Source organism: Hymenobacter koreensis (assembly GCF_039541855.1).
Taxonomy (GTDB): domain Bacteria; phylum Bacteroidota; class Bacteroidia; order Cytophagales; family Hymenobacteraceae; genus Solirubrum; species Solirubrum koreensis.
Genome location: NZ_BAABHA010000015.1, coordinates 733,570 through 757,942, shown reverse-complemented (window position 1 = coordinate 757,942; position 24,373 = coordinate 733,570). Strand labels below are relative to the sequence as shown.

Below are 24,373 nucleotides of genomic sequence, written 5' to 3'. Positions count from 1 at the left end.
TTTAGCAACGAAAAAGGCAGCCTCTGGTCAGAGGCTGCCTTTTAGCATTGTGCCAGCTTTCGGCGGCGAGACGTTTAGGCCAGATCGAAGCGACCGAGGTTCATCACCTTGGTCCACACGGCCACGAAGTCGCGCACGAACTTCTCCTGAACATCGGAGCAGCCGTACACCTCGGCCAAAGCCCGCAGCTCGGAGTTCGAGCCGAAGATCAGATCTACGCGGGTGCCGGTCCACTTCACTTCGCCGGTTTTCCGGTCGCGGCCCTGGAACAGGTTTTGCGCTTCCGAGGTGGCCTTCCAGGTAATACCCATGTCGAGCAGGTTTACGAAGAAGTCGTTGGTTAGGGCACCGGGGCGGCTGGTAAACACGCCGTGCTGCGACTGGTCGTAGTTGATGTTAATAGCCCGCAAACCGCCGAAGAGCACGGTCAGCTCGGGCGCGGTCAGCGTCAGCAGCTGGGCTTTGTCGATCAGCAGCTCCTCGGCTGCAGCTTGGTGATGGGGCTTGAGGTAGTTGCGGAAGCCATCGGCGGCAGGTTCCAGAGCGGCAAACGACATAACATCGGTTTGCTCCTGCGTGGCATCGGCGCGGCCCGGGGTGAAAGGCACCGTTACGGACTGTCCGGCCTGCAGCGCGGCTTGCTCCACGCCTACGCAGCCAGCAAGCACCATCAAATCGGCCAGCGACACTTGCTTGCCGTCGGTTTGCGCGCTGTTGAACTCCTGCTGAATGCCTTTCAGCACCTGCAGCACCAGCGCCAGCTCAGCGGGGTTGTTTACTTCCCAGTGCTTCTGCGGAGCCAGGCTTAGGCGGCCGCCGTTGGTGCCACCGCGCTTGTCGGAGTCGCGGTAGGTAAAGGCCGAGGCCCAGGCCGTGGCCACGAGGCGCGACACGGACAGGCCCGAAGCCAGAATTTTTGCTTTCAGGACCGTCACGTCCTGCTCATCCACCAGCGGGTGGGTTACGGCCGGAATTGGGTCTTGCCAGAGCAGTTCTTCGGTGGGCACTTCGGGGCCCAGGTACCGCTCTTTGGGGCCCATGTCGCGGTGCGTGAGCTTAAACCAGGCGCGGGCAAAGGCATCGGCAAACTGGTCGGGGTTTTCGTGGAAGCGGCGCGAAATTTTCTCGTAGGCCGGGTCCACGCGCAGGGCGAGGTCGGTGGTGAGCATGAAGGGCGCGTGCTTCTTGGCGGGGTCGTGGGCATCGGGAATCGTGCCTTCGCCGCCGCCGTTTACCGGGCGCCACTGGTGGGCACCGGCCGGGCTTTTGGTCAGCTCCCACTCAAAGCCGAAGAGGTGGTCAAAGTAGTCGTTGCTCCACTGCGCCGGTGTTTTGGTCCAGGCGCCTTCTAGGCCGCTGGTGATGGTATCGGCGCCATTACCCTGCCCAAACTGGTTGCGCCAGCCCAGGCCCATGTCTTCCATGCTGGCACCGGCGGGCTCGGGACCCACGTACTTGCTAGGATCAGCAGCGCCGTGGGTTTTGCCGAAGGTGTGGCCGCCGGCAATCAGGGCCACGGTTTCTTCGTCGTTCATGGCCATACGGCCGAAGGTTTCGCGGATGTCGTGGGCCGACAGCGCGGGGTCGGGGTTGCTGTTCGGGCCTTCGGGGTTCACGTAAATCAGGCCCATTTGCACGGCGGCCAGCGGGTTGTCCAGCTCGCGCTTGTCGGTGTAGCGCTTATCGCCGAGCCACTCGGTTTCGGGGCCCCAGTAAATGTCCTGCTCCGGCTCCCACACGTCTTCGCGGCCACCGGCAAAACCGAAGGTCTTGAAGCCCATGGACTCCATGGCGCAGTTGCCGGCCAAAACCATCAGGTCGCCCCAGGAAATTTTGCGGCCGTATTTCTGCTTGATGGGCCACAGCAGCAGGCGGGCCTTGTCGAGGTTGGCATTGTCGGGCCAGCTGTTGAGGGGCGCGAAGCGCTGCGCACCCGAGCCACTGCCGCCGCGGCCGTCGCCGATGCGGTAAGTGCCGGCGCTGTGCCAGGCTAGGCGCACGAACAGCGGCCCGTAGTGCCCGTAGTCGGCCGGCCACCAATCCTGCGACGTCGTCATGAGCTCGTACAGATCCTGCTTCACTGCGGCCAGGTCGAGCGTTTTGAACTCTTCTGCGTAGTTGAAATCCTCGCCCATGGGGTTCGAGAAAGCCGCGTGCTGGCGCAGAATATTCAGCTTGAGCTGGTTGGGCCACCAGTCGCGGTTTTGGCGTCCGCCGCCGGCCGCTTGCTTTAATGCACCGCTGCTGAACGGGCACATGGCCGCCGCCGAGTTGACGTCGTAGAGAATAGAGTTTTCCGGGGAAGCGCTGCTCTGATGAGGGTTCATGTTGCAATGAGGTTTTTCGTTGGCTCTACAATTCAAATCGGCGCAAAAGGTTTGCTCACACTTCGCGGATAATATCTATGCCGCCCCATCGTGCAGCCTAAGGTTGGGCGTTTTGGCCAAAACCGCATTGTCAACCTAATTACTAACAGCCAAGGTTTTGCGGCACATAATACCAATAGCGGCGAAACAATGAGTTCATTTTACTTTGAAAAACAAAGTTCTTTTACTTTGTTTGTAGCACTGCTCTTCTGCTTCTAGTTCCATCCAGGATTTGACCATCGATTCGTGACGCCAATTCTGTTTCCGCTGAATTGCCTTTTAAAAGGCCCTTCCCTCCTGAGCGCCTTCCCAAAACTGTAAACCAGGCTTTAGAAGCAGTAATCTTTTGCGCCTAAACTTTGAATTTCAAAGCACTTTCATTCACCCACATGACCCAGTTTACCTCACCCCCTTTGTCTCTACACGGGAGGCCTACCGGTTTGCCACACCCCGTTCGCACGAAACCGCACCTTCCTAGAAATGCAGGCCCTGTCGCCGGCCTGATGGTGCTGAAGCAACTTTGCCGCCCTCTTGCTTTCGTAGCTCTGCTTTTGGCAGCGGAGGCGCCGGCTTTAGCGCAGGAGAAGTCGGGTGAAATGGATAAGCTTTTTACCTGGGCCACGCCGGAAACGCCTGGCTGCGCTTGCTCCGTTTCACAAAACGGGAAGGTGGTTGCAAACCGCGCTTACGGCTTGGCCGACCTGGAGCGGAATGTGCCGATGACTTCACAAACGGTCTTCGACATCGGCTCGACCAGAAAGCAGTTTATTGCCGCGGCGGTGCTGCTGCTGGTCGAAGAAAAGCGCGTTTCGCTGTCCGACGACATCCGCAAATACCTGCCGGAGCTGCCCGATTACGGCCACAAGATTACCCTGGACCACTTGCTGACCCACACCTCGGGCCTGCGCGACTGGACCGGAATGCTACCGCTGGCCAACGGCAACCCCGATGCCCTGACGCTTATTATGCGGCAGCGTGGCCTGAATTTCGTGCCCGGCGAGGAGTGGTCTTACTCGAACAGTGGCTACGTGCTGCTCACCGAAATGGTAGCGCGCACGAGCGGAATGCCGTTTGCCGATTTCGCCCGCAAGCGCCTGTTCGAGCCGCTTGGAATGAAGGCCACCACCTACGTGGTGGATATGAAGGCGGTAGTGAAGAACCGTGCCCTGGGGTATGAGAAGGAGAAGGACCGGTGGAAGCTGGACATGTATTTGGGCAACGACCGGGGAGGCGGGGCCTTGCTCAGCACCGCCGGCGACCTGCTGATTTGGAATGACGCCCTTACGAACGCCCGGCTGGGGGCCTTCGTCAGCGAAAAGTTGCAGGAACCCGCAAAGCTCAACAACGGCCGCAAACTCAGCTATGCCCGAGGGCTGTTCCTGGAAACGTACCGCGGCACCCGTGAAGTAGCACATTCCGGCGGCGCGGCTGGCTACCACTCCTGGCTGGGCCGATTTCCGGAGCAGAACCTTTCCATTGCGGTACTTTGCAACTCCGACGCCGTGGACGCTACAACGCTAGCCCACCGGGTGGCCGAGCAATTTTTGTCCTCCCCGGGGGCGCCGGAACCTGGAGCCGGTCCGCCGCCGGCGCTAACCGCGGAGGCCCTGCTCGATGCAAACGGCAAAGCAGGCCTGTTCGTGAACGAGCGCACCGGCGAGCTGCTGCGCCTGGTTGTGGACCGCGGCCGTTTCCGCATTGCCGGCGGCCCCGGACTGGTGCCGGTTACCAAGGACCGTTTCCGCCGTTTTGGCGCCTTTGTGCAGTTCATGTCGCAGGACGAATTTGAACTGCATTTTCTCTCGCCCGATCAACTCGAGCTCAAGTCGATGGAAGGGCAGACAACCCGTTACCGCCGCGTACAGCCTTACACGCTTGTTCCCGCCGACCTACAAGCGCTTGCGGGCCGTTACAGCAGCGAAGAATTGGGTTCGTTTTTCGACCTATCTGCTGGCAAAGACGGTTTGGTGGGGCACCTTAACGATTCGGGAGGCAAGGGGCTTAAGCTGAAACCACTTGAGCGCGACACGTACCAGCTGGCCGGCGTAACGCTGCGTTTCCGGCGCGACAAAGCGGGGGAAGTAGTGGGCCTTGACTACAGCAATCCGGTGGTTCGCAACATCAGGTTCACCCGCTTGAGCGCTCCTACCACCCGTCGTTGAGTACGGAGGGATTATTCACCGCGCGGCTACTGCGGTTTGGGGGCTCTGTTTCCATTGAAAACAGAGCCCCCAAACCGCAGTAGCTGTGTTTACCCGCTGGCGTTGTAACTGAATGGTATGCCCCTGAAAGGCTACTCTTTCGACTTCACCACTTGGTGATTGTCTTCTACATTCCAATCAATCAACAGCTGGCGAGGATCCAGCGCGACGTTAGCGGGCTTGGTAGGCAGCGTTAGCACAATGGTTTGCTGGCCCGATCTGATGCGGTGTTTTTGCTGGTAGAGCTGCGGGCCTGCTTCCTTGCCCGCATCGGCGGGGCCAAAAACGCCAATTTCCACCCAATCGTGCATTGGCAGCTTGGTCTCGGTGCCGGCGCTGTCCACTACCAGCTTGCTGGCCTGCAGGGTGAGTTTCACTTGCCAAGTGCCTGCTTTGAGTTGTTTGGCGGTGGCGGTTTTCATTTCCAGCTCCCAAAAGGTATTGGCCTCGAACAGGTCATGCAGCAGCGGTTGGAGCGAGTCCGGCGTGGCCGCCTTCAGCTCCCGGTAAAGGTCCAGCGAAGTAGGGCGCGGAACAGTTCCCGGGCGGTGCTTCGCCAGCAACTGCCGAAGCGCGCCGTTTACCCGGTCCCGACCGATGTACTGGCTCAGGCTGTACAGCGCGAAAGGACCTTTGCGGTAGTTCTGGTAGAAGCCGTCGGCCTGCAGCAGCGGTTTGGCGGCGCGAGTGCGCGGATTCTCGTTTTCTTCCCGCAGAAAGTTCAAGAGCGCCTGCAGATGCTCCGGGCCGTATTTGTCCTCCACCACGCCCATGGCTGAGTACCACGCCAGGCTTTCGGTAATTAGGCCGGCGCCCTCCACGTAGGCTTGCTTGAGCTGATTGCCCCACCACTGGTGCGCCACTTCGTGCGCCACCACGGCCGTTACCAGGTCAAAACCCCGCTTGTCGGCTTTCGGATTCAGCAGGAAAAAGCCTTCCTCGGCCGTAATGTTAATGGGCGCGGCGTGGTGGCCGAAGGCGTAACTGGCGTGGGTAACGAAGCGCAGCTGCCGGTGCGGATAGGGGCCAAACTGCTGGGTGAAATAATCCAGGGAAGCCCGGGCGCTACGGATCATACGCGCCGGATTTTCCGTCATCCCCGGAGGATAGTAAATTTGGATGGCAACCTCCTGGTTTGGGCCGGCCGATGGGCTGCGCCATTTCCCTTCCTGCAGGGCGTAGTTAGCCGAGAAAAAGGCGTATTCGTTGCGAATGGGTGCATCGGTGGCGTAGTGGAAGTAGCGGCGGCCTTTTTTGGTCCAGCTTCGGCGCAACGTGCCCGGCGCTACCACCGTCTGGCCCGCATCCGTGCCCACGACGGCCTCAAAGCTGATTTGCTCGGGAAACGGAGCGTACCGGCGCGCCGCCGTATCGTAGAGCGAGTAGGTGGCGGGCCGGGCAACCAGGCCATGCGCTTTGCGGGCGCCGGCCTCGTCCAGCTCCCGGTACGGCTGGTACCCGATGACCGGCAGCCACTCCAGGTTGCGGAAGAAGCTTCCGTTTTCCATCACGTGCGCGTCGGCGCCGTTGTTGGAAAAGCCCTGCGCCTGGTGCGTTACCTGAAAGCGCAGGCGCAGTGAGTCGCCGGGGCGCAGCGGCTTGGCGAGGGCATACATGTGGTACCCGTGCACCTCATCCGCCAGCACTTGCTTGGATGGTTGGTTGAGGCTGATTTCCGCAGTTTCCACGCCCGCCCCTGTTGCCAGATGAACCGAGTCGATGGGTACCGGGGTGTTGTTCACCAGCAGGTAGGTGCCTTGTATTTCCACCGCCCGCTGCCGGGGGTAAATTTCCACCTGCAGGTTTACGCCGGTAAGCACAGGCTGGGGCGCGTTCAGGTAGCGGCGGTAGCGCTGCTCGTAGTCTGCACTTTGGGCCGTTGCGGCGGAGGCGCTGGTGTAGTCATGCAGCACGTTGGTGTTGTAGAAGATGAAGCCGCCAAACAAGAGGATGCCCGCTACAGCCGCCACCGAAACCATTCCGGTGGAACGGGTGAAGCGTGCACGGGCCAATTGCAGCCGCGCGGCAATGTTATTTTCCCGGCCCCGCACCCAGAACAGCCGCGCTACCACCGCCAGCAACAGCGCCCACGCCACCCAGTACCCTTTGAACCACAGCCACGGCGCCAGCGTCGGACCAAAACCAGCCATATCGGTATAGGTCCAAGGCGAACTGGCGCCAAAAATGAGGAGCTTGTGTTCGATGCCCAAGGTGGGGGCGAAGGCGACAGCGCCGTAAGCCAGCAGCGCCACCAGATGCCCCACAAATTTCTGATTGACCAGCACCTGCACCAGAAGGGCCAGCAGGGCAAAAAGCAGGCAATCCACCAGTTGCAGGCCGAAAACGGCTTGCAGGTAAAGCCCAATTTCCGGCGTAGCGCCACCAATGGCCACTTGCGCCGCCAGTCCGGCTGTCATTAGGAACGCCAGCCACACCATCAGCACCAGGCTCAGGGCCAGAAAACGGCTCACGAACTGCACCCATTCCGGCACGGGTGCCGCGTTGGCAATGTCGCTCAGGCCCGCTTCCCGTTCCCGCCACACCAGCTCGCCGGCGTAGAAAATGATGAGCAAGGCAATGAGTATCCAGAAACGCTCCGGCTGCGCTAAGGGCCCGGTCAGGTAATCCAGGAGAAAGTCGGTGCGGGGCAGCAGGGGCGTGCCCCGGCCTTTCAGGTTGCCTTGCACGGTTAACCCCACAACCAAAGCTATAATGGCCAGCAGGGGGAGACCGGCCTTGCTTGTGGCTAATTGCAGAAAGCCTTTCCAGGCGATGAGGCGCAGCTGATGCAAATGCGTGGCCAGCCCGTATGTTCCCCGGCCAGTCGGCAGCGCTCCTTCGGCTCCCCAGTTAAGCTTTTCCCAAGCCGCCAGGGGTTTTGCGGGTTGGCTGGGCTTCCGGTTTGAGCCGGTTTCGGGCAACACCAGCTGAAACCGCGAATAAGTAAACGCCAGCAGGCCCAGCGAGATGCCTAGCCACAGAAGGCGGTTGGCCAGAAAAGAGCCCTCCAGCAGCAAAAAACGCGTGCTTTTCTCTAGAGGGGTCCAATCAATGGACAGATGGCTCAGCACCGGACCGAAACTCATCGGATCGGCTAGATTTCCCCATTCTCCCCCTTTTTCCAGCAGCGGCCATATCGTGTAGGACGCCGCAAACAGGGCCGCTCCCACCAGATAACTGGCCAGGGCCCGGCGGCTGAGCGCCGCCGCCGAAAATTGCATGGCCGTTGCGAAAAAAGCGTTGGGCAGCGCGATAAAGAAAAAGGTAGTCAGGTAGGGCGCCACCCGGAACGGACCCAGAATCTCGGCTTCTACCCCGGCAAAGTGCATGGCCAGCAGCATACCCACCGGAATGGCCAGCAGAATGAGCAGATTCAGGGCAAAGGCAGCCAGGTACCGCCCGCCCAGGTAGGCCGCTTTGCTGGTGGGGGCCGCATAGGTGAGCAAATGCATGCGGGTATGCACATCGCGGGCGGCCGCCTCGCCGGCCACGGAGGCGCCTATCACCAGCCAAAACACGCAGCAGATAACCGTTACGGCTGCCATGACGATGGGCGCATTCAGTACAATGTACCCGTCCCGCGCATCGGAGGCGTAGTTGGCAATGACCACCAGAAAGGTGATGACCAAGATGACCCCGAAATATAGCCAGGTGGTGACCCGGCGCAGCTGGTAGCTGAATTCCAGCGCGAAAATCCGTTGCAACTTCATATCCCTACCGCCTCCGCTTGCTGCTGCTCAATGGCCTTGCCGAAGCAGCCCGCCATGGCGCTGAAGTAAACATCTTCCAGATCCGGCTCCACCAACTCAAAACCGTTGCCGGGCGCCTCCAGGCTGTACACGTGCACCATGGTACGGCCACTTAGCAGTTTGGCCGAAACAACTTGGTGTTGCTGCTCTAACGCCGGCAAGGCGTGTTTATCGGTTAGTTTGCGCCAGATGCGGCCTTTCAGCGAGGCTACGGCCTCCAGCGGCTCGGCTTCCAGCAGAATCTGGCCCTGGTTGATGATGGCCATGTTGGTGCACAGTTCCGAGACGTCCTCTACGATGTGGGTGGAGAGAATCACCACGCTGTTTTCTCCCAATTCGCTGAGCAGGTTCAGGAAGCGTACCCGCTCGGTGGGGTCTAGGCCCGCCGTGGGTTCGTCTACTATCAGCAGGCCGGGGTTGCCCAGCAAGGCTACTGCCACGCCAAAGCGCTGTTTCATGCCACCGGAAAAGCCGCCTAGCTTTTGCTTGCGCTTCTCCCAGAGGTTGGTTTGCCGGAGCAAAGCCTCGGTGGTTTCGCGGCGCTGGGCCCGGTTGGTAATGCCCTTCAGCACCGCGAAGTAGTCGAGCAGCTCCTCGGCGCTGGCTTTGGGGTACACGCCGAACTCCTGGGGCAGGTAGCCCAGGGTTTCACGCACCGCTTCCTTTTGGCGCACCACGTCGATGTCGCCCAGGAATATTTGCCCTTCATCCGGCACCTGTAGCGTGGCAATGGTGCGCATAAGCGTGGACTTGCCGGCGCCGTTCGGGCCGAGCAGCCCGTACATGCCCGGCGGAATATTCAGCGTCACGTTCTGCAAGGCCTGCACGCCATTCGCATATCGTTTGGAAACGTTGCGGATGCTCAGGCCATTTGGGTGCTTTTCCATTATGTCGGATTTGCTTCGGTTCATCTTTATGAAAAGAGAGCAGGAAAGCACCTGGGCTGTGCTTTTGTCTCTATTTCAGCACGAAGCAATTATGACCGCACCGGATAGCGAAACCCGATATGCTGACGCGGTGAAGTAATCGACTAAAGCCGGCTTTGCTTCCACCAAAGCACTTACCGGCGCCTTTTCCCCGCTCGTAGATTCGGAGGGGCAGCTGGTCGAGGGAAGTGTGCTGGGCCGGGCCGGAAAAACCACCTTTGTGCTATGGAGCGCGTCAAGAGAATTTTCTGGCTAATTCACCTGGTTGTCTGGGTCTTGTTCACCTTACTGGCCGTGTTGCAGCTGAGCAATGATAACGATGCTCACTGGCGTGGCACTACCACAGGCTTTATAGCCACCTGTTTGTATGTTTTTTACACGCATTTCTACCTGTTAACCCAGCACGCAGGTAAGAGAAAAGGGAAAGACTACCGGCTTCAGTTCGCGGTAATTGCGCTGACCGGCCCCCTGCCCTTTGTGTTATTTTACCACAAAACGCTGGATTTTGGGCAGTACAGCATGCACCTGGTTACTACGGTGCCCATCTTTCTCTTTCTGAGCTGGCTGGCCCGGGTCACCGAGAACTTAGTGCTCAATACCATTCGGAAGGAGCAGCTGGAAAAGCAGGCCGTACAGGCCGAGCTGTACTACCTGAAGTCGCAGATCAACCCGCACTTTTTGTTCAATACCCTGAACAACATCCACACGCTGGTGTACAAGCAGGCGGCCACGGCCCCGGAGGCGGTACTGCGCCTGGCCTCGCTCATGCGCTACATGATTTACGAGTCGAACTCGCCCACGGTGCCGCTTTCCCGCGAGATGGACTACCTGCAGGACTACATTGGCCTGCAACAGCTGCGCTACAAGCAGGCCCCGGTGGTGGATTTGCAGATTCAGGGCGACCCGGCGGCCTGCCACATTGCCCCGCTGCTGTTTGTGCACCTGCTGGAAAACGCCTACAAGCACAGTCCGGCCCGGCTTGAACCCGGTGCCATTCGGGTGAGCGTGGAAGTTGCCGCCGACAGCCTCCACTTTCGTGTTGAAAATCCCGTGGCCCCGAATCCAGCCCGTACTTTAGAGGAGCCGGGCGGCATTGGCTTGCCCAATATTCGGAAGCGGCTGCAGCTGCTGTACCCGGAGCAGCACCAGCTGGATGTCAGCCGCACGGGCGACACGTTTACCGTTCTGCTGATAATTTACGCGCTTCACTTACCGGTGCATGAAAGAGAATATCACCTGTTACATCATTGACGACGAACACCTGGCCCAGGAAATACTGGAGGTATATATTGCAAAAGTGCCCTTTCTGGAGCTCAAAGGCACGTTTACCAGCCCTCTGGAAGCAGCCGCGCAGTTGGAAGTCGATAAACCCGACCTGCTGTTTCTGGACATCAACATGCCCGACCTGGACGGGCTCAGCTTTATTCCGCTGCTGAATCCGAAACCCATGATTATCCTCACCACGGCCTACGACCAGTACGCCCTGAAAGCCTTCGAGCTGGAAGTGAAGGATTACCTGGTCAAGCCGTTTTCTTTCGAGCGGTTTTACAAAAGCGTATTCCGCCTTTACCAACAGCACAGCACCAGGCCGCTTCAAGCCCGGCCTGAAACCCCGCCTCCTTCTCCACCCGAACCCGACTACATCTTCGTGAAAGTGGGCCACATCATTCAGAAGATTCCGGCCCGCGACATTCTCTTCGTGGAGGGCATGAAGGACTACCTGCGCATTCACACCGCGAAGGAAAAAGTAATGACCCTGCTCAGCTTCGCTAGGCTGGAAGAGCTGCTGCCCGCGGCCAATTTTGCACGCGTACACCGCTCGTTCATGGTCGCCATCAACAAAATCGACCATATCGAGAAAAACCGCATCCGCATAGCCGACCAGATCATTCCCATCGGCGACACCTACGCCGAGGCTTTTTTCAAGCGGCTGCGGGGTATTTAGGCAGGCCTGATGGTTACGACACCCGGTTTTGTAACCGCGAAACCGGCATAATTGCCCAAGCCGCCCGTAAGAACGAAGAGCACTCAGCTGCCAAAGCACACGGTAAATGCCCTTCAATACACCCCAACAAAAAGCCCCACCGGAACACCGGTGGGGCTTTTTTGGGAAGAGCGAGCGGCGGTTACTGCCTAACCACGCGCACGGTGCGGGTTTGGCCGTTGGCCGTGAGGCGCAGCACGTACGTGCCGGTCGGCAGTTGGGCTGCACCCCGCAGCTGAAGCTGCTGCACGCCCGCCGTGAGTTCGGCCGGCTGGCGCAGCAGCACGCGGCCCACGGCATCGAGCAGTTGCACCTCGGTCGTGGCTGCCGCCGGGCTGCTTACTTCCACCGTCAGCTGCTCGCCGAACAGGGTGGGGAAAGCGGCTACGCCCAACTGCGCCGTGGCTTCAAAGGTGAGCGTGCGCGGGCCGAAGAAGGCTTCGGAGCCGTCGAGGTCGAGCTGGCGCAGGCGGTAGTAGCGCCGGCCCTGCTTGCCGGCTTCCCGATCCAGGAAGCGGTAGGATTGCGGGCTGGCAGCGTTCGGATTCTCGCTGGCCACGAAGCCCAGGGTGCGGTAGTGCACCCCGTCGGAGGACACCTGCACCTCGAAACCGCGGTTGTTTTTCTCCTGCGCCGTGGTCCAGGTCAGCAGACCGTTGGCGCCGTCGTGCTTGGCCTCGAACGCGGTGAGGCTGACGGGCAGCGGCGCGGCTTGGTCGGAACCGGTGAATTCGCCGAACTGCGTCAGGCCCGTTTGCGTCAGCGTATTGGCCAGTGCATCCACCACCGCGCTTTCAAAGAAGAAGTTCAAACCCGTAACCGGGTCGCGGCGGGTCAGGCGCAGCGCGGTTTCGGGCGTTACGGTGCCCAGCAGCGCGTCGTCGTAGTGCAGCGTCAGGTCGTAGGTAAAGCCCGTGCCATCGTTAGACGCCACCAGCTCCAGGAAGCTGTTCATGTACCGAGCCGCGGAGCGCGGGCTGCGCGGGTTGGTGCCGGGGTAGTAGCGGGCCGTAAGCGTGGTGGGCAGCGTGCCCGTGGTGCCGTAGGTGATGCTGGCTACCCGGCGGCCGGCGAAGAAGAACTCCTGGGTGCCCCCCAGGGCGTAGGTGCCCGTGGTGGTCAGCACGTTCGGCTGGGCTGTGGGGGTAAACTCGTAGGCCCCCAAATCCGGCGCACCGGCGGCCACCGTGGTGGGACGCGGGTTGCCGGCAAAGTCCTGGTTGACCAAGGCCAGCTGCACACCGGTGCCGTTCAGGTGGTAGCTGTTCGGGTCGGCCGGGTTGGGCATCAGGTTCGTGGCCGAGGTGAAGCCGGGGTTGCCCTGAATGGAGTTAGCATCCTGTGCGGGTGCGGCCGCTTTCCAATCAGCCAGCGTGGCGTAGTTAATGCCCGTGGTGCTGCTGCTGCCGAACCGGGCGGTGAAGTACAGGCTACCGCTGCCAACGTACAGGTCGTTGTAGTTAGAGGTGATGCCCGAAGTCGTGGTAGACCAATACACGGCGTACTTGCTGCCCGTGCCGCCCGTTCGGGTTACCGACACCACGTTGTTGCGGAAGTCGATGCCCGTCGCGGCGGTGGTTTGGTAGAAGCCGTAGGTCGACTGCGTTGCGCCCGTAGCGCTTGGGTTGTCCAGCGAAACGGAGTTGAAGTAGTAGCGGGCGAAGGCCGAGCCGGAGTTGTAGATGCCGTACTCCGTGCCCGAGCCGTTGAAGTTGTAGACCAGGTTGTTGACGAAGTCATTTTCCTGCCCGGCTACCCCGTCGGACGACGAGATGTACAAGCCGTAGGCAGTGCTGGTGGAGGCTGTGTTCCCGCTAAAGGGCGAGTGCACGCGGTTGCGGGCCACAGTGGTGGCGCGCGTGCTGCCTTCGATGGCAATACCCGTAAAGGTCGATACCGCCGTCCGGTTCGGGCGACTCACTTCGTTGCCCAGCACCTGCGCGCCGCTCTGGCCGTAGAGTTGGATGCCGTCGGTGTAGAACTCCCGCACCTGGTTGTTTTCCACAATGTTGCCAGTATTAAGCGTTGTGGTGCTGCCATAGAGCACAATACCACGGTAGCCGCCGACAACGGTATTGCCCCGGATCAGGGTGCTGTTGGCCGCGTTGCCAGTCGCGGTAAGGGAGCTGGTAGAATTCACGGCTACAATGCCCACGAAGTTGCTCGTGGAGGTACTCGCCGCGTCTGTCGTGATGGTGGAGTTGAGAACCTGGTTGTGGTCGGCTTCATTAGCCAGGTGAATACCCCAGCCATAAGTAGCGCCGGTGGGGTTGGCCACCACGTTCAGGTTATTGAGCGTCACGTAATCGGCCCCGTCCAGCTTGATGACGGCGCGCTGCGCACTGGTGGTCGAGCCAAACTGCAGGGTGCGCCCGTTGCCGTTGAAGGTAATGGTATTTGTGGCGCTGGCTCCCGCAATGGTGGTAAGCGTAATCTGCTCGGTGTAGGGGCCGCTGCTCGCGTCTACGTTGAGCGTAACGGCGCCGGCTACCCCGGCGGTGTTCAGAGCCGCAGCTGCATCGGTGAAGGACACAAAGTTGCGGTTGCCACCGCCCGTGGGCAGAGCGCTGTTAATGGTGAACGTGCCGGTCAGCGACGGAATTACCGTGCGCGTGAAAGCATCGTTGGCGGCGTTCTGGTCGGCATTGCCGTTGGGCTGGCTGGCGGTGGCCACCACCACAAAGCGCGGGCCCGGAACGCTGAAATCAAACGTGCCCAGCGTCAGGTTGCCGGAGGTAGCGCCCGGGGCCAGGTTCAGGCCGGTAAACGTCTGCGGGGTTTGGGCCACGCCGTTCACCGTCCAGTTAACCGTTACCGAGTTCAGCGTTGCCGAACCCGAGTTCTGCACCTGAGCCGACACGGTTTGCGTGGTCGGGGCAAACGGCATCACCGGGTCGATGATGGCCACTACGCCCGCGTCGTCGGCCAGGGGGCTGCGCAGGGTGATATTGTCGAGGAAGAGCTCCACAATGGTCGAGCCGGTAGCGCCTTCGGTGGCGAAGAAACCCAGAATCACTTCCTGGCCGGCGTAAGCGGCGCCCAGGTTGATGGTTTCCGTCTGGCCCGTGTTGGAAATTGCCGTACCGGCGCCGAAGGTGCGCAGGGGCACGTAGGTTACGCCGCAGTCGGTGGAAATGCGCACTTCAAACACATCATCGGCGTCGAAGGCCGTGGCCGTGGTGGCGCTGGAGGCGGTCAGGGCCAGGTCAAACGACAGCTCGGTGGTAGCCGTTACGGCAAAGCGCGGGCTGACAATCCAGCCGTCCTCGTTGGCCGCGTCCAAGGCAATCTTGGCCGCCGTGCCGTTGGCACCGCCGCTCACGTTGGCAAAGGCGTCGCTGGTCCAGTTGGAGGCCGTACCGACGGGCAGGGTCGTGCCTTCGGCTTCGCGCCAGCCCGGGAATACGGTGCTGAGGTTAGCGCCGGTGTAGCCGGTGAAGTTGACCGTGGTGGGCTGGGCCGTTAGGGTTACTGTGCCGTTCTGCGTCCGCGAGGTGGTAGCCAAGGCGTTGTTGCTGGTGTTGGTTTCGCCTGCTACGCCGGCCGTGGCCTCAAACGTGTAGGTGCCGGCCGTGGTCATGTCCAGCGTGCCGATCTGCACGTCGCGGGTGGCGTTGGCCGCGAGCGTGCCGGTGCTCAGCGTTACCGGAGCAAACGTTTGGGTGGCCGCGCCCGATACCGAGCCCGACACGGTGGCGTTGTTCAGGCTAAAGTCGATAGCAGTGCCGCCCAGGTTCTGGATGCGTACCACCACCGGCTGCGTGGCCGAGTAGCAACCGGCGGGAGCGGGACTCACCAGGGCCACGGCGCCCAGGTCGAGGGCGGCGGGGGTGAATTCCACAGCGCCCATGTCGGGCGGGCTGGTGCGGGTGGTGCCGGCAAAGTCGGTGGTAATACCGCTGATAGCCGTGCCGCGGCCGTCAAGCGCGCCGCTGGTAGGCGTCAGCGGGGTGGCCGCCATCGTGTCAAACAGCGGGTCAGCCTGCACGGAGTTGTCGTCGTGAGGCGTGGCATTGCGCCAGTCGGCCAGGGTCGCGTGGCTGTTGGTGCCGTCGAAGCCGGTAAAGAACAGGCTGCCGCTGCCCACGTACAGGTCGTTGTAGTCTGACGTGATGGCCGAACCTGCCGTGTTGTGGTACAGCGCGTGCTTCAGGCCCGAGCCGCCCGTTCGGGTTACCGACACCACGTTGTTGCGGAAGTCGATGTCCGTTGCGGCTAGGGTTTGGTAGAAGCCGTAGGTCAACTGCGTTGCGCCCGTAGCCGCTTGGTTGTCCAGCGAAACGGAGTTGAAGTAGTAGCGGGCGAAGGCCGAGCCGGAGTTGTAGATGCCGTACTCCGTGCCCGAGCCGTTGAAGTTGTAGACCAGGTTGTTGACGAAGTCGTTTTCCTGACCAGCCACCCCGTCGGCCGACGAGATGTAGAGCCCGTAGGCGGTGCTGGTGGAGGCTGTGTTCCCGCTAAAGGGCGAGTGCACGCGGTTGCGCTCTACCCGGGCGTTTTTCACGCCAGCAGATAAATAGATGCCGTAGAACGTCGAAACGTTGGCGCGGGAGGTGCGGTGCACGTTGTTGCCGCGAATCTGCGGTCCATCGTTGCTTTCCACGTCGATGCCATACAGGTAAAAGTCCCGCACTTCGTTGTTGACGATGGTATGACCTGTGGTTAAGCTCGTGCTGCTCGTTCCGTTCAGGATGATGCCGTAAAAGCCCCCGATAATGGTATTGCCCTGCAGCGTCAGTGCATTGGCCGCGTTACCGGCCGTGGTTGCCGTGGTGGCCGAGCCGCTGGCCACAATGCCCGCGTAGTTGCTTAACGTGGACGTGCTGCTGCTCGTAATGGTGGAGTTGCGGATGGTGTTGAAGTCGGCCCCGTCGGTCAGGTGATAGGCCCAGCCGTAGGTGCTGCCGGCCACGTCGGCGTTGATGCTCAGGTTGTCGAAGATGATGTAGTCGGCTCCGTTCAACTGTACCACGGCGCGCAGGGCCGAAGTGCCTGTGCTGTACTGAAGGGTGCGCCCGTTGCCGTTGAACGTCACGGTGTTGGTGGCGCTGGCACCCGGAATGGCCGTCAGCACCACGCGTTCGGTGTACGGGCCGTTAAGCACGTTAAACGTTACCGCCGACAGCACCCCGCCGTTGATTAGCGCCGTGGCCGCATCATTGAAGGACGCAAACCTGCGGCTGTTGATGTCGGTAGCCTGCGTGTTGTCGATGGTGTACTGTCCGCTCAGTCCTGCCGTGTAGCTGCCGCTCAGCGTGTTGTTGGCGGGCGAGGGGTCCGCCACGCCGTTGGGGTTGCTGATGGTCACGCTCAGCGTATTCACCCCGGCCAGAAAGGTCAGGGAGCCCAGCGAAACGGTTCCGGTGCTGTTGGCCGCAACGGGCGAGGCACTCAAGTCGAGCACAAGCGGGCCAGTGGTGGTGCCGTTCAGGGTGTAGCTGACGGTCAGCGAAGTAAGCGCCGACGTACCGGTGTTGGCCACGCTCAGGGTCACGGGCACGGGCCCGGCGGCAAACGGGGCCGTCAGGCCGTTGATGGCCACCAGCGAGACTTCGACCGCCGCTGCCGGGGTTTCGTCGCCGCCGATGTCCGGCAGGGTTTTGCGCGGGTCGCCGTCGATGTCGGTCGTCACGGCCACCGGGGCGCTAACAGGTACCCCGGCGCTACGCAGCGGAGACGCGGTTTGCAGGTGTAGGTCGGTGGCGGAGGTGAAGAGCGGATCAACATTTTTGGAGTTGGCGTCGATGTTGGCGCCCCCAGCACCATAGCCCGGGTAGGCATTCTGCCAGGCCGTAAGCGTGGCGTAGTCCGTAGAGCTGCCGCGGCCCACCATGCCGTTGGGCGCGTACAGGTCGTTGTAGTCGGAGGTAGAGCCGGCGTTGCCAAACGCGCTGGCGCTGCTCGATACGATGGCGAAGCGCCGGGGCGTGGTCGAAGTTGTGGCCGCCGAGAAGTTAGCGAAGACGTTGTTGCGCAGCGTCAGCACCGGCCCGGTACCGGAAGTAAGGCTTTCAAAGGCCGTGCTGGAGGCCGTGTAGGTGCTCGGTGTCTCGATACGCACCGAGTTGAAGAGTACATCGATGAAGTGGTTAGCACCCGTACCACCTACCTGGGTAGCAATACCGATGATGCGCCGGGTAGCCGTAGCCGTACTGGTGAAATTGTGCAGCAGGTTCCAGACGAAGTTGTTGTAAGCCGTGATGCGGTGGCCCGTCACGGTACCGGCCACGTCCACGTCGAGGCGTAGGCCGTACACCACGCCGGTGGCCGAGGTAGAGGTGCCCTGAATGCGGATGTCGGAAATGCGGTTACTGTACACTTGGGCCGGCCCGTAAGCGCCCTCTATCCAGATGCCGTATACCGAAAACGATGTGCTGGTGACGGTGACGTTGCGCACCGTGTTGCCGTACACTTTCAGGTTGTTCTGGCGCGTAGCCCGAATACCAGCCGTCAGGTTAGTGCCGTTGCCGATGTCGCCCGCCGTGGTACCGCCGACGATGTTGTTGTACACCTCGGTGTTGTCGTCGTAGCCCTGGGCGCCGGTGTTGCCGGTAAGTAGGTAAATGCCCCCGTAGCTGTTCTCAATCGTGAGGTTGTGAAACTTGTTGAAGCGGTTGGTGCTCACGGTGGAGTTGCTGGTGTTGGCACTGGCGCCGCCGCCGGTGACGCTGGAGGTTTGCATCACCCCAAACGAGGCCGTGTTGGCCCGGTTCAGCACGATGCGGGCGTTGCGCACCGTGTTGTTCTGCGCCCCGTTAGCCCCGTCACTGGTGTTGCGCACCAAGTAGCCGTACTCGGCCGTGGTGCTGCCCGTTGCTGCGGCCACGTTGATACCGTCGAACACCAGGTAGTCAGCACCTGTGATGGTAATGCCCGCGTCGGTGGCGGCCGCGGTGCCGGTCACAACGATGGTCGGGTTGTCCGTTAGGTTACCGGCCGACAGCGTCGCCTCTCGAAACGTAATGAGGTTGCCGGTGCTGCCGCTGGTCGTAATGGCCGGCGGAATTTCAGTGAAGGTCTGGCTGTTGGCTACTTCGAACGTTACCGCTCCGCCCACACCCTGGGCGTTAAGGGCGTTGATGGCCGCCGTAAACGAGGCAAAGTTGCGGGCACCGGTCGGCAGCGTGTTGTTGATGGTGTAGGTACCCAGCAGCTGCGTGCTCACGGTAAACGTGGCCTTGTAATTAGCGCCGCCGTCGCTGTAGAAACGGGCTCCGGAGTTGGTACTGATTTCCCCGTAAACCTCCAGGGTGTAAGTGCCGCTGGGCAAGCCGGCGAGCAGGTTAACAGTCGCGGCGCTCTGCTGCCACTGCTGGTCGCCGTTCGCGGGCAGGTTCTGGTCGAAGGGCAAATTAATGGCCGTGAAGCTCCCGGTGCCGCTGCTGCCCGGGTAAATACGGTACTGCAATTGGGCCCCCGTAACGTCGTCGCCGCTGTTCTTAAAGGTTTTCAGTTGGGCACCGCGGAGCGTCAGCGTCTCACCAAACACGAACGTGCCCAGGTTGCCGCCGTTGAAATCCGGGTTGGCCGTTTGCGTGTTCTGAGTGGTACCGTTGAGGTCGTAGTACGTATTGGTGCCGCCGTTGGCACTTACTATGACGTAGCCCTCAAAAATGCCACTGGTTTGTGCCCAGGCACCTGTACTACTGCCGAGTAGCACCAGTAAGCTTAGCAGCGTCAGAAGCCCCCGCAAGGGTGAAGGCTTCTGAAATGCAGGATGAAATGAAAGTAAAGGTGTGTGCATGTATAGAGGGGTTGGGTGAAGCAAGAGCGGAGTTCAGAGGTGCAAAACCTATTCTGCGGGGGCAGGCACAACAGGCTTAGGCGCATGGCAAAGCCAGCACCGGATTGCACGGTGCGCAAAAGCGCGGAGCCACCAACGAAAATCCCGAAACGGGTTCGTTGGTGGCTCTATCGTTGGCTCATTGGCCGGATAACCAGGGTGTAGCGTTGCATCATGGGCTGGGTGGAACCGGGAAGCAATCAGAAGCGCTGTGGGTGACAGCACACGCTTAAAACTAAGACTTTTTTATTGAACAATATCCTGATGATAGATTTATAATCTTGCCCGGACGTTTTACGATTCGGCCGGCATCGGCACTGGTTACCCGTGCGTTCTTGCCCCCGAAACGGCGTGATTCCGCCCATGGCATACCGCCATATCAACGGTGCGCCAGCCAAAACCCGGCGCAGGCAGGTGCCAGGGCAATTAATATAAACATATAATTATATTAATAAGCAACAACCCTTTCGTGAACAGCTGGCAGGGAAAGCACACAAAATCGAGCTTGCGGTTTCCGGCTGGCCCCTGGAAACCGCAAGCTCGACCTAACCCCCTGCCCCCGGCTGTCGTTAGCAGTGGCATTGTCCCACACTTCATTTCACAGAGCCATGACGCAACCTCAGCAACCGACCGGCAGCAACTATTCGTCTACGTCTTCCACACAGTCTACCAGCGCGGGCGGCGGCTCCGTACTCGACCAGGCTAGCCAGTGGCTGGGCCAAGGCCGCGTTTCGGACTTACTCAACCAGTTGCCACAGTCGTTTAAAGACACCGGCAACCAAGCCTTAACGAGCTTCAACAAGCTTAGCACCACCCAAAAAGTGGTGGGCGGCGCCCTCATTGCCTTGGGCGTGGGCTACCTGGCTACCAGCGGAAAGTCGCGCAAGAACGGCAGCCAGGCCGCTACCCTACACGAGCTGCTGCTGTTCGTAAACGACCGGATTGAGGGCTACCAGCGCGCCGTAGACGAAAGCCAGGATCCGCAGCTGCGCGGCTACTACAAGCAACTGGTGAGCCAGAGCCAGCGCTTCGCCAACGAGTTGAACCAATACCTGCGCCAGCAGGGCGGCCACCGGGAAACCGGCACCACGCTAAAAGGCAAGCTGTACCGCGGCTGGATGGAAACCAAAGCCGCTCTCACCGGCTACAGCGAGCAGGCCATTCTGGGCTCGAATGTGTACGGCGAGGAGTGGGCCCTGAAAGCCTACGAGGATGCCCTCAACGACCACACCCTCACCGGCCACTTGCGTCAGGTTGTGGAGCAACAGTATGCGCAGTCGCAGAAAACCTACTACGAGCTGAAAAAGCTGGAAGCCAAGCACCAGTCCTTGTAAGCGCCAACCGGCCACAAAAAAAGCCCGCATCGGTGATACGGGCTTTTTTTATGCGCTGCTGAATGCGGGTTACTTCACGTTAATCAGCAAGCCCACGTAGGCCAGGCGGCCAATTTGCGGTCCGCCGATAATCTGCACGTTGTTGGCATCGAACACGTTCGAAACACCGGTTTGAATGGTGGTAGCCAGCTTGGGCAGCGTGTAGCCTAAGTAGGCGTCGGTGGTGCTGTAGGTGTTTACCCGGCCGGTAGCGAAGGGCATTTCCTGCTGGTGGCCTTCTATCCAGCGGTAGTTCAGCGAGTAAGTAAGGTTGCGCAGCACGGTGCCGCTGGCCAGCAGGTTGTACTTGTGCTTGGGCGTGTTAAAGAACGTGCGGAAACCAGCCGGCAGGTTGCTCTTGTCGAGCACGTTCAGCGAGTAGTTGCCGCCAATGTTCAGGGCCTTGTTCAGGTAGTACGTGAGGCCGAATGTGGCACCTTGGGTGCGCACCTCCTGGCTGTTGTTGAACGAGGCAAAAATTACGCGGGCCGGGGAGGCGTTGGCATCGGTAAAGCTGGAGGCCAGGCCGGCGTTAACCTGCTGCTGCGTGGGGCGGGTGCCGTCCACGTTGCCCACGAAAGCCGTGCCGCCGATGAAGTCGTTGTACCGCGAGCGGAAGTAGCTGGCATCTACATACACGTTTGGAATAATAGCGCCTTTGTAGCCTACTTCCACGGTGCTTACGCGCTCCAGCTTCAGCTTGGGCAAGGTAACCTGGAAGCCATCCAGCGACATACCCGGCATGTAGGGCTGGCCCTCCTTGTTGGTGAAATTGTAGCCTTCAAACCCACTGCCCACGTTGCCCAGCAGGATAAACGAGCCCACGTCGGAGCGCAGGTACTGATCGGGCTGCGACGGACTGCGGAATGCCTGGCCGTAGCTGGCGCGGAAGTTATGCTGCTTGGTTTCGCCGAGCGAGTACACCGCCGCGGCGCGGGGCGAAAACGCCGGCCCAAAGTTCTTGAAGTCGTCGACGCGGCCGGCCAAGGCCAGCTTCAGCCGCTCGTTCAGCAGGGTTTGCGTCAGCTGCGAATACACGCCCATTTCGCGGTTGCGAATGCGCTTGCCGTCGGTATCGGCAAACAGCTTGCCGCCCGAGCCCAAACGGTACTCACGGTAGGCGGCGCCCACAATCATGTCGGTACCGAAGTCCGACAAGTTGAAGCCGCGCTGGGCGCTGATGTCGTTCAGAAAGGAGTTGAAGTTTTGCTGGGCACCGCGGCCCGGCTGGTCGTCGTTAATGATCTGCTCGCGCAGGGTGGCGTAGCGCGGGTCGGTGCTTTTCAGCTGCGTGCCGTCGGCGGCCTTTTGGGCGGCGGCCTGGGCATCGGCGGGACTCGCGTTCAGGGCGCGGGCGCGGCTGTACACGTCGTTGTACACGAAGAAGTACTGCTGGTAGTACCGCACGTTGCTGCCTTCGGCCGTGGGCGAGTTCAGCAGCAGGGCGCTGAGCTGGGAAAGTTCGTAGCTGTTACCGGTAAAGTCTTCGGTGGAATACGCCCGGATAAAGCCCTTTGAGTTTTTCAGCTCGGCGCGGTACTGGTTTGTGCCCAGGCCCTTGATGCGGAAACGGCTTAGGTTTTGGTAGGTAGAGGTACCCACGCCGCGCTTGGCTTCCAGGGTCAGCTTCAGGTCGTCCTTAATGAGGTACGATACGGCGCCCTGCACGCGGTACGACTTGGTTTTTTGATCGTTGCCAATCAGCTCCTGCTCGTTAAAGCCGGGCATGTACACCGTTTTGCCGTACAGCTCGGGGTGCACGCGGTATTCGGGCGTGGTGGGCGTGGCGGGGCGGTTCTGGAAGGGCGAGTACACGTTGCTCAGCTCGCCGTGGCGGCTTACGGCATCGTAGCCCAGGGCAGAACCGGCCGGGTTAGCCGAGGAGCCGGTGGCGGCAAAGTTGTCGGCCAGCCAGTCGTCGGCCTGAAAGGCACTGGCGTTTAGCTTAATGGCAAACTTTTTTCCGATTTTCTGGGCGTAGCGCAGCTGGCCGTCGAGCAGGTTGCGCTGGCCGCCGCGCAGGCGCACGCTCAGCCCGTCGTACACGAAGGGGTCTTTGGAGTTGAACAGGATAACCCCGCTCAGCGCGTTAGCACCGTACAGCGCCGACGCCGGTCCGTGAATGATTTCGATGCTCTCCATGTCGAGCTCCGGAATACCCACCAGGTTGCCGGGGCTCAGGTTCAGCGAGGGCAGCGCCGTGTCCATGTAGTCGACCAGCTGAATTACGCGCTCCGATTTGGCCGTGTTAAAGCCGCGGGTGCTGATGCTGGTAAACAACATCGAAGCCGAGTTAACATCGACCCCAGGCAGCTGGCCCAGGCCGGCCAGAACCTCCGGCGTGCTAATGCGCTCAATCTGCCGGCCCGATACTTTATCGATGGTTACGGGCGCGCGCAGAATGTTTTCCTCCACGCGCGAAGCCGATACCACCAAATCGTTGAGCAGGTTTACGCTGGGCTCCAGCTTAATGGAAAGCAGGTTGTTGGCCTGCGTAAGCTGCACCAGCTGCGACTCGTAGCCCACGTAGGCCACAATAAGCTCGATGGGTCCGTTTTCAAACGTGGCATCGAGGCCAAACTTGCCTACCTGGTTAGTGCTGGTACCAATGAAGGTACCCTTGATGAATACCGTGGCACCGGGCAGCGGCTCGCCGGTATTGGTGAGTACCACCCCACCAACCACCCGTTCGGTGGGGTCGGGGTTGTTGGCGGCTGCTTTGCGTTTGGCAACGGCTCGGTGGGGGTTTCCTCCGCCTCCCCCAGCTGGGGCGGCGAGGAGCGGTTGGGCTTGCAGAAGGGCAGCTACAAGCAGGGCAGAATACGCGTGTTGCACGTGGTTATGATGGTTTTATAAAGCAGAAAGCCCAAAACTACCGGTGCCCCTACCCCACCGTGGTCCGTAATTCGTGAACTGGCCGAAACCCTGTCTCAAATTGGGACATTACTGTCCGAACGTATTGCTCCAGCCTGTTTCCGTTTTCCCACCCGGATAGCGCCTTCCTCACGGGCTCCTCATGCGCCCCGAGCGCGGCAACTGCTTGCGCTAAAAGCCCGAACTTTGGTTTCTGCCCAACTACCTGCTTATGCACCTGCCTTTTTTCCGCACCGCTCTTGCCGTTCTGCTAACTGCCTCGCTTGCTGCCTGCGAGCAAGAAGAAGCCGGCCCATCGGGCCCGGCGCCCACTACTCCGCAAACCGCCACCCGCGACGCCCACTTGGCCCTGGGCAACCCCAGCGGCGCCACCGCCGACGTTAACCGCCCCACCAACTACCTGCTCGAAAAAGCCCAGTATAGCCTCTCCTACCACCGCGACCGGGGCATTCCCAACTGGGTATCGTGGCACCTGAGCACGGCCTGGCTGGCTACCGCGGCTCGCCAAGACGATTTCCGGCCCGATGCCACCCTGCCCGCGGGCTGGTACCGCGTGGGGGCCGGCAGCTACACCGGCTCGGGCTTCGACCGCGGCCACAACTGCCCCTCCGCCGACCGCACGGCCTCGGTAGCCGATAACTCGGCCACCTTCCTGATGACCAACATGATTCCGCAGGCCCCGCGCAACAACCAACAGGTGTGGGCCAACCTGGAAAGCTACTGCCGCTCGCTTGCCGGCCAGGGGAACGAGCTCTACATTATCATGGGAAATTACGGCACCGGCGGCACTGGCTCAAACGGCCTGCTGAACACCCTCGACGCCGGCCGCGTGACCGTGCCGCGGCGCGTTTGGAAGGTAATTGTGGTGCTGCCCAACGGCACCGATGACGCGACCCGGGTAAGTAGCAGCACCCGCGTTATTGCCGTAGACACCCCTAACGATAATGCCCTCGGTGGTAACTGGGCCGATTACCGTACCAGCGTAGATGCCATAGAAAGCGCCACCGGCTACGATTTGCTTTCGGCGGTGGCACCGGCAGTGCAAACCGTGGTGGAAGCCCGCGTGGATACCGGGCCGGTGCAATAAGTGGTTTCTCTGGTCCTTGCGGCATCAGCT

At 60.8% G+C, this 24,373-nt stretch carries 10 protein-coding genes; 5 read left to right on the top strand and 5 right to left on the bottom strand.

What is annotated here, in order from left to right; translation table 11 throughout:
* Positions 1-74: 74 nt before the first annotated feature.
* On the bottom strand, positions 75-2,258 hold the full coding sequence (katG, locus tag ABD903_RS22195) for a catalase/peroxidase HPI (RefSeq protein WP_425555560.1): 2,184 nt from the start codon (positions 2,256-2,258) through the stop codon (positions 75-77).
* A gap of 497 nt (positions 2,259-2,755) precedes the next feature.
* On the opposite strand from katG, the gene ABD903_RS22190 reads away from it, so the two are divergent.
* Positions 2,756-4,528, top strand: coding sequence for a serine hydrolase domain-containing protein (locus ABD903_RS22190; protein WP_345227886.1), 1,773 nt, complete (start codon positions 2,756-2,758; stop codon positions 4,526-4,528).
* Between the two features lie 131 nt (positions 4,529-4,659).
* On the opposite strand, the gene ABD903_RS22185 is transcribed toward ABD903_RS22190, so the two are convergent.
* Positions 4,660-8,277: an ABC transporter permease/M1 family aminopeptidase gene (locus tag ABD903_RS22185; RefSeq protein WP_345227884.1), complete on the bottom strand. Its 3,618-nt coding sequence runs from the start codon at positions 8,275-8,277 to the stop codon at positions 4,660-4,662.
* On the bottom strand, positions 8,274-9,227 hold the full coding sequence (locus tag ABD903_RS22180; RefSeq protein ID WP_345227882.1) for an ABC transporter ATP-binding protein: 954 nt from the start codon (positions 9,225-9,227) through the stop codon (positions 8,274-8,276). Before ABD903_RS22180 ends, ABD903_RS22185 begins: the two co-directional genes overlap by 4 nt.
* A 291-nt stretch (positions 9,228-9,518) precedes the next feature.
* Here ABD903_RS22180 and ABD903_RS22175 point away from each other — a divergent pair, with 291 nt between their 5' ends.
* Both ABD903_RS22175 and ABD903_RS22170 read left to right on the top strand, forming a co-directional pair.
* The gene (locus tag ABD903_RS22175; protein ID WP_345227880.1) at positions 9,519-10,493 is read left to right on the top strand and encodes a sensor histidine kinase; all 975 of its coding nucleotides are present in this window, start codon (positions 9,519-9,521) and stop codon (positions 10,491-10,493) included.
* Entirely contained in the window at positions 10,462-11,187 is a 726-nt protein-coding gene (locus tag ABD903_RS22170) for a LytR/AlgR family response regulator transcription factor (RefSeq protein WP_345227878.1), read from the top strand. The genes ABD903_RS22175 and ABD903_RS22170 overlap by 32 nt, the downstream gene beginning before the upstream one ends.
* A 181-nt stretch (positions 11,188-11,368) precedes the next feature.
* Here the strand turns inward: ABD903_RS22170 and ABD903_RS22165 are convergent, their stop codons facing one another.
* Positions 11,369-18,970, bottom strand: coding sequence for a T9SS type A sorting domain-containing protein (locus tag ABD903_RS22165; RefSeq protein WP_345227876.1), 7,602 nt, complete (start codon positions 18,968-18,970; stop codon positions 11,369-11,371).
* 647 nt (positions 18,971-19,617) lie between these two features.
* Here ABD903_RS22165 and ABD903_RS22160 point away from each other — a divergent pair.
* Complete coding sequence (locus ABD903_RS22160) at positions 19,618-20,343, top strand: ferritin-like domain-containing protein (protein ID WP_345227874.1); 726 nt, start codon at positions 19,618-19,620, stop codon at positions 20,341-20,343.
* 69 nt (positions 20,344-20,412) lie between these two features.
* On the opposite strand, the gene ABD903_RS22155 is transcribed toward ABD903_RS22160, so the two are convergent.
* Positions 20,413-23,217 (bottom strand): TonB-dependent receptor, encoded by a 2,805-nt coding sequence (locus tag ABD903_RS22155; RefSeq protein WP_345227872.1) that lies wholly within the window; start codon positions 23,215-23,217, stop codon positions 20,413-20,415.
* Positions 23,218-23,467: 250 nt separating this feature from the next.
* Between ABD903_RS22155 and ABD903_RS22150 the strand changes: the two genes are divergently transcribed.
* Positions 23,468-24,343 (top strand): DNA/RNA non-specific endonuclease, encoded by an 876-nt coding sequence (locus tag ABD903_RS22150; RefSeq protein ID WP_345227870.1) that lies wholly within the window; start codon positions 23,468-23,470, stop codon positions 24,341-24,343.
* The last annotated feature ends 30 nt before the right edge of the window (positions 24,344-24,373 follow it).